5 protein-coding genes are annotated in these 6,439 nt (G+C 65.4%); 4 read left to right on the top strand and 1 reads right to left on the bottom strand.

The genetic code is table 11. The annotated features are described in order from the left end of the window. Positions 1–71 precede the first annotated feature (71 nt). On the top strand, positions 72–1,235 hold the full coding sequence (locus ACT3UE_RS14730; RefSeq protein WP_443381925.1) for a low temperature requirement protein A: 1,164 nt from the start codon (positions 72–74) through the stop codon (positions 1,233–1,235). Here the strand turns inward: ACT3UE_RS14730 and ACT3UE_RS14725 are convergent. Then, a complete protein-coding gene (locus ACT3UE_RS14725; protein ID WP_443381927.1) occupies positions 1,192–3,249 on the bottom strand; it encodes a PhoX family protein in 2,058 nt (685 codons plus the stop codon). The genes ACT3UE_RS14730 and ACT3UE_RS14725 overlap by 44 nt on opposite strands. Positions 3,250–3,476: 227 nt before the next feature. Here ACT3UE_RS14725 and ACT3UE_RS14720 point away from each other — a divergent pair, with 227 nt between their 5' ends. From ACT3UE_RS14720 to ACT3UE_RS14710, 3 genes are all read left to right on the top strand, one after another. Continuing rightward, positions 3,477–4,823, top strand: coding sequence for a lipase family protein (locus ACT3UE_RS14720; protein WP_444566946.1), 1,347 nt, complete (start codon positions 3,477–3,479; stop codon positions 4,821–4,823). A 93-nt stretch (positions 4,824–4,916) separates the two neighbouring features. Further along, positions 4,917–5,939: a class II fructose-bisphosphate aldolase gene (gene fbaA / locus ACT3UE_RS14715; protein WP_443381931.1), complete on the top strand. Its 1,023-nt coding sequence runs from the start codon at positions 4,917–4,919 to the stop codon at positions 5,937–5,939. A 1-nt stretch (position 5,940) separates the two neighbouring features. Next, positions 5,941–6,366, top strand: coding sequence for a DUF3151 domain-containing protein (locus ACT3UE_RS14710; RefSeq protein ID WP_443381933.1), 426 nt, complete (start codon positions 5,941–5,943; stop codon positions 6,364–6,366). Positions 6,367–6,439: the final 73 nt, after the last annotated feature.

The raw sequence follows: 6,439 nt of genomic DNA, 5'->3' as shown, positions 1-6,439 counted from the left end.
AGGTATCGCTGCGCCGCTTCCGGTGGGATTCTTGACCTGAGAGAGGTCGTGCCCCACCAGGGAGGTGGACGATGTCCGTACCGGCCGGGACCGCTCCAGAGACGGGGAATGTCTCGACCCTGGAACTTTTCTTCGATCTGGTCTTCGTCTTCACCGTCACCCAGGTGACGCAGGTGATCGACCTGCACCCTGACCCGGCAGGAATCGCCCAGGCGATCCTGATCCTGGCGATCCTGTTTTGGATGTATGGCGGATTCGCCTGGTTGACCAACGCGATGGGGACCGAGGGCACCCTGCAACGGCTGATCGTCCTGGCCGGAATGGCCGCGTTGTTCGTCTGTTCACAGGCGATACCCCAGGCCTTTGGCGAGGCGGGCATCGTGTTGGGGATTGGTTTCCTGTTGCTGACCCTGGTGCATCTGGCGGGGTTCTTGTGGTTGCAGGGCCCGCGGGAGGACGTCTCCATCAGACTCGTGGCGCCGGTCAATCTCACCGGCGCATTGATGGTCCTCGCCGCAGGATGGGTGACCGGGGCGGGGGACTGGATCCTGTTCGGCGGTGCGGCGCTCCTGTTCGCCTCCTCCCATCTGCGACCCTCCGGCCACCGTCTGGCGGTCCGACCCGGGAATTTCGCCGAACGGCATGGGCTGATGATCATCATCGTGCTGGGGGAGTCGATTATCTCCGTCGCACTCGCGGCCCAGACACAGGCCCTCGATATCCCGCTCATCACCGGGGGGCTGCTCGGGGTGGCCGCCATCGCGGCCATGTGGTGGGCCTACTTCGTCGGTGATGACGACCTCGCGGCAAAGCACTTCGCCGCGGCGTCCGGGCCGCGGCAGTCGTGGATGGCCCGGATCGGCTATGACATCTCGCATCTGCTGATGATCATCGGAATCATCGGAATCATCGGTGTCGCGGCCGGCATCAGACTTGATCTGGGTCAGCTGTCGTCCCCGGCCCCCGTGGTGTCGGCGTGGCTCGTCGGCGGCGGGGTGGCGGTGTACCTGGGCGCGACGGGGCTTTTCCGTTGGGCGTTGCAGATCGGGCCCGCCCGGGTGCGGTTGATTGCGGCGGCCGGATGCCTGGGCACCGTCCCCGTGGGGGTGGGCCTGGGGACGGCGCAGCAGCTCGGCGCGGTCGCGGCGATCACCGTGGTGGCCATCGCCGCGGGGCGCCGCCGTCGCAGAACTACGGCCGGTACACCTGGACGACCGAGGGGCGTGGTGCCCTGACCTCACCGGGGCCCGGGCGGGCCTCCGAAGGGACGTAGTCCGGGAAACGCGAGCGCAGGTCCGTGAAGGAACCGTCCTCGCCCGGGTGCTGGACCGCCACGAAGACCATCGACTCCTCGTCGTGGATGACCGGCCCGCAGGTTTCTCCATCGCGGGGGACCGAGAGGAACTGTTCGACCTTCCCGCGGTCCCTGCCCTCCACGGTGACCTTGAACAGGCCGTCGTTGTAGCCGATGCCGCTGGGGGCGCCGTCGGTGGAGATCCAGAGGTTTCCGTGGGAATCGAAGGCCACGTTGTCCGGGCAGGAGATCGGACTGACCTTCTCGGCGGGGAAGCCGCTGAAGTAGGTCGCATCCCCCTGCGCCGGATCGCCACACAGCATCAGCAGGTCCCAGGTGAACCGGTCCCCGGTGTGCCCGCCCCGGTGTTCGGTGATCTCCACGATATGCCCGTCCCGGTTTTCGGTGCGCGGGTTGACCTCATCGGCCTTCTGCTGGCCTGAGGTGCCACGCTGGGAGTTGTTGGTGCACGCGACGTAGATCTTGCCGCTCTTCAGGCTCGGCTCCACGTCCTCGCACCGGTCCATCTTGGTGGGCCCGACCTTGTCGGCGGCCAGCCGGGTGTGGACCAGGACCTGCTCCACACTCATGCCCGAAACGTGGCTCGTACCGTCCTTGACCAGCGGCAGCCAGCGACCTGTCCCGTCGAATCCGCCATCGGAGGGGACGTCCCCGGAGCCGTCGATCTCGTCGTCGGACGTGCCGGTGAAGCGGGCCACGTAGAGGTCGCCCTCGGTCAGCAAGGTCATGTTGTGGCGGCGGTTGTTCTTGCGGTATTTGCGTTTGGACACGAACTTATAGAGGTAGTCGAAGCGTTCGTCGTCCCCCATATAGGCCACGACGTGCCCGTTGTCGGCAACGATGACGTTGGCGCCCTCGTGTTTGAACCGGCCCATGCTGGTATGTTTGCGCGGCGTCGAATCGGGGTCCTCGGGGTCGATCTCCACGATGTATCCAAAACGGTTCGGCTCGTTGGCGAAGCGTTCGGCGCGGGCGTCGAAACGTGGGTCTTCCTGCTCCCAACCCATGGAGGTGGCCTTGTTCTCGAGCCCGTACCGCTTGTCCTCGGCCGAGGTCCCGTTCGTGCGGAAGAAGCCATTGAAGTTCTCCTCCCCGGACAGGATGGTGCCCCACGGGGTGGTCCCGCCCGAGCAGTTGCCTAGCGTGCCTTCGACGAAGCGGCCGCGCTGATCGCGCCGGGTCTTCACCAGTTCCGAACCGGCGACCGGTCCGGTCAGCTCGAATTCGGTGTCCAGGGTGATCCTGCGGTTGCGTCGCCCGCCCCGGATGTATTCCCAGGGCGTCCCCTTCGTCCTGCGTTCCAGTTCCACCACGCTCAGGCCCACCGCCTGACGGAAGATGTTGCGGCGGCGGCGCTCCTCGGCCGTGGTGCCCGGGGCCGCCGGGAACATGATTCCCGGATTGACGTATTCGTGGTTGCACACCAGGACGGCCTTCTTGCCGTTCTTCGAGCGGAGGATGTCGGTGTAGTCGTTGTTGTAGCCGAACTGCTGGGCCTGTGCCTTGGGGCTCTGATCATCGAAGTCGAAGTCCGGTGTGTGGCGGAACAGGGGATCTCCCCAGCGGATGATCGGCGTCCATTCGAAGCCTTCGGGGACATCGAACACGTCGATGGCGGCGTCGACCGGTTTGATGGGGGTGAAGTCCAGTCGTCCGTGCCGGGCCGGGCGGCCGGTGGGCACCGGCCCGGCAACGGCCGTATCGGCCCCGCCGAAGGCCACGACGGCTGCGCTGAGGGCTCCGGCGGCCCCGAGTCCCAACGCCGAGCGACGCGTCATTTGGGCCGAGACGATATCGCGGAAATAGTCGTTCGAGGAGGTGTTGCAGACGGCCTTGGAGCAGGCGTTGTCGCATTTCAGGGCGCAGGTGACCGGGCTGCGCTTGCCGCGCGTGTGGCCGAGCATGGGCAGGAGGGTCCGGTTGCCGGGAGTCATCGTGAACCTTTCGGAGCGGGAGCTGGAATCGCCTTCACCGTGTCAGCGCCGGATGAACCGGCGGCGACGGGAAGTTGAAATCCGGGAGGACACGGGTCTTCCATTCCGACAACCGGCGCTCTAGGGTGTGAACTGAGTCACTAGTTACTCATCAGTAATGTACGAATCAGGTCATTGCTTTGTCATTTTGCGTACCGATCCATGGCCATCCGTCACAAGGAGCGAATATGTCCCCTGTCCGAAAGCCCCCCGTGTCCCAGTCAAGTCGACTCCGCGTGCTCTTCTCCTGTGTTGCCGCCTCGTCCCTGTTGTTCGCAGGGCTCGGCCCGGCAGCCGCGGCGACGTCCGCTCCCTCGGACCCGGCCTCCATCGAGAAGACCGACGCCGCCGATCCCGGAGACGTGCAGCGTCAGGAGAAGCTGGAGCAGCTTTCGAACAGCGTGGACCCGGATTTCTACACCCCACCGGCGACCCTGCCGGAAGCCGACGGAGCGGTGGTGCGCAGCGAACCTGCCGACTTCTTCCTGGACCCGGTCAAGCTCATCCGCCCGAACGCGACCGTGACGCGGATGATGTACAAATCCACCGACAGCCACGGGGATGCCATGGCGGTGACCGGGACCGTGCTGGTGCCGAAGAAGAAGTGGGCCGGCTCCGGTGAGCGTCCGGTGATCGGTTACGCCGTGGGCACCCAGGGCTTGGCCGATAAGTGTGCGCCGTCCCGCCAGATGGGGGTGGGGCAGGAATACGAGGGGCCGATGATGGCTGCGTTGCTGGAATCCGGCTACGCCCTGGCCATCACCGACTACGAGGGGCTGGGAACCCCCGGATCCCACACCTTCATGGCACGGGCCTCGCAAGGCCATGCACTACTCGACGGGGTGCGTGCGGCCCAGGGGTTGGGCGTGGATGGTCTTGATGCAGGGAACCCTGTGGCCTTGGTGGGCTACTCCCAAGGTGGAGGTGCCAGTGCGGCGGCAGCAGAGCTGGCCCCCGAATACGCGCCGGACATGAAGCTCCGGGGTGCCTTCGCCGGCGCCGTCCCCGCCGATCTGAGCGAGGTGGCCGACAGCTTGGATTCCGGCCTCTACACGGCCTTCCTGCTGTTCGCGATCGATGGAGTGGGCACCTCCAACGGCTTGGCGCCCGCGTCGTACCTGAACGCCGAGGGCATGAAGGAAATCAACGCTGCCCGGAGCGAATGCACGATCGAAGCCATTGGAAGCCATGCCTTCGTCGATACGGCGAAATTGACCAAGAGTGGCAAGAAGCTCAGTGATGTGGCGGACGAACCCCGCTTCAAGGCCGCGCTGAAGGAACAAGAAATCGGGGTGGGCCGCAAGCCGGAGGTCCCGGTCTTGCTGTCCCACAGTTTGCTCGATGACGTCATTCCCTATGCCACGGGACGGGACCTAGCGAAGCGTTGGTGCGCCCAGGGGGTCAACGTCTCCTGGGAAGCGACGGCCGGCCCGGCACATATCGGTGGCTATATTGCCGCCGTGCCGCGTGCCCTGCACTTCCTGAAGAGCCGATTCGACGGAAAACGCCAGCTGTCCAGCTGCTGGCGTCTCTGAGCCCGTCACACGCTGGTGTGGCTTTGATCGCATGTCGGTAGGATGGACCTAGCCAACGATGTCTACTCCCAGCCCAACTCATAAGGAGTCAGCATGCCCCTTGCAACCCCGGACAAATACAACGCCATGATCGACGCGGCGAAAGCCGGTTCCTACGCTTTCCCCGCCGTCAACGTGACGTCCTCGCAGACGCTGAATGCCGCCATCCGCGGATTCGCTGAAGCCGAGTCCGACGGGATCATCCAGGTCTCGACCGGTGGCGCCGCCTACTGGTCGGGATCCTCGATCAAGGACATGGTGGTGGGCTCCCTGGGCTTCGCCGCCTTCGCCAAGGAAGTGGCCAAAAGCTACGGCGTGAACATCGCCCTGCACACGGACCACTGCCCGGCAGACAAGCTCGACGGATTCGTGCTGCCGCTGCTGGCCGCTTCCGAGGCGGAGGTCAAGGCCGGCCGTGACCCGATCTTCAACTCGCATATGTGGGACGGCTCGGCCGAAACACTGGAGGAGAACCTCCGCATCGCCAAGGAACTACTGCCGCGCTCCGCCGCTGCCAAACAGATCCTCGAGGTCGAGATCGGCACCGTCGGTGGTGAAGAGGACGGCGTGGAGAACGCGATCAACGAAAAGCTCTACACCACGGTCGAGGACGCGCTGGCCACCGTCGAGGCGCTGGGTACCGGCGAACACGGCCGCTACATCACCGCGCTGACCTTCGGCAACGTCCACGGGGTCTACAAGCCCGGTGGAGTGAAGCTGCGTCCGGAGATCCTCAAGGACATCCAGGCCGAGATCGGCACCAAGCTCGGCCAGGACAAGCCCTTCGACCTGGTCTTCCACGGTGGTTCGGGATCCTCCGAGCAGGAGATCTCCGACGCGGTCTCCTATGGCGTCATCAAGATGAACATCGACACCGATACCCAGTACGCCTTCACCCGCCCGGTCGCCGGGCACATGCTCTCCAACTACGACGGCGTCCTGAAGATCGACGGCGAAGTCGGAAACAAGAAGGTCTACGACCCCCGTGTCTGGGGTGCGGCCGCGGAGACCTCCATGGCCGAACGCATCGTTGAGGCGGCCCGCCAGCTCGGTTCCGCCGGAAAGAGCCTGAAATAATATGAGCGAAGCACTCGGACGCAACCTCCTGGCCATCCCGGAGACCCTCCTGGCCCCGGACGAGGACGTCAACGCGCGTCTCGAAGCCGGCGACGAAGCCGTGGACCTGGCGGCCAGGTTCCCCGCGTCATCACTGCCATGGGCGATGCTCGCCGACGAGGCCTACGACGACGGCCGCACCGTCGAGTCCTATGCCTACGCGCGGGTGGGCTACCACCGAGGACTCGACGCGCTGCGCCAGGCCGGTTGGCGTGGTCAGGGTCCCGTGCCGTACTCGCACGAACCCAACCGCGGCTTCCTGCGCTCGCTGTATGCCCTCCAGCGGGCCGCGGCAGCGATCGGCGAAGCCGAGGAAGTCGACCGGATCGGAACGTTCCTCAACGACTCCGACCCGACCGCGGCAGAGCGTATCTCCGCCGGTAAGTAACACCTGGTGGCGCTCGGCGCGCCCGCAGAGTAAAGCCGCGATGGGGAGTTCTCCCCATCGCGGCTTCATTCTG

The sequence above is a fragment of the Arthrobacter sp. 179 genome (assembly GCF_052379645.1).
In the GTDB taxonomy this organism is placed as follows: Bacteria; Actinomycetota; Actinomycetes; order Actinomycetales; family Micrococcaceae; genus Arthrobacter_H.
Note: the sequence above shows the minus strand (reverse complement) of the source record. Positions and strands in the feature narration are given on the sequence as shown.

What these genes read in the sequence shown, in the direction of transcription:
- ACT3UE_RS14730 (WP_443381925.1), top strand. Translation starts at nt 72, where the DNA reads ATGTCCGTACCGGCCGGGACCGCTCCAGAGACGGGGAATGTCTCGACC.
- fbaA (WP_443381931.1), top strand. Translation starts at nt 4,917, where the DNA reads ATGCCCCTTGCAACCCCGGACAAATACAACGCCATGATCGACGCGGCG.
- ACT3UE_RS14710 (WP_443381933.1), top strand. Translation starts at nt 5,941, where the DNA reads ATGAGCGAAGCACTCGGACGCAACCTCCTGGCCATCCCGGAGACCCTC.
- ACT3UE_RS14725 (WP_443381927.1), bottom strand. Translation starts at nt 3,249, where the DNA reads ATGACTCCCGGCAACCGGACCCTCCTGCCCATGCTCGGCCACACGCGC.
- ACT3UE_RS14720 (WP_444566946.1), top strand. Translation starts at nt 3,477, where the DNA reads ATGTCCCCTGTCCGAAAGCCCCCCGTGTCCCAGTCAAGTCGACTCCGC.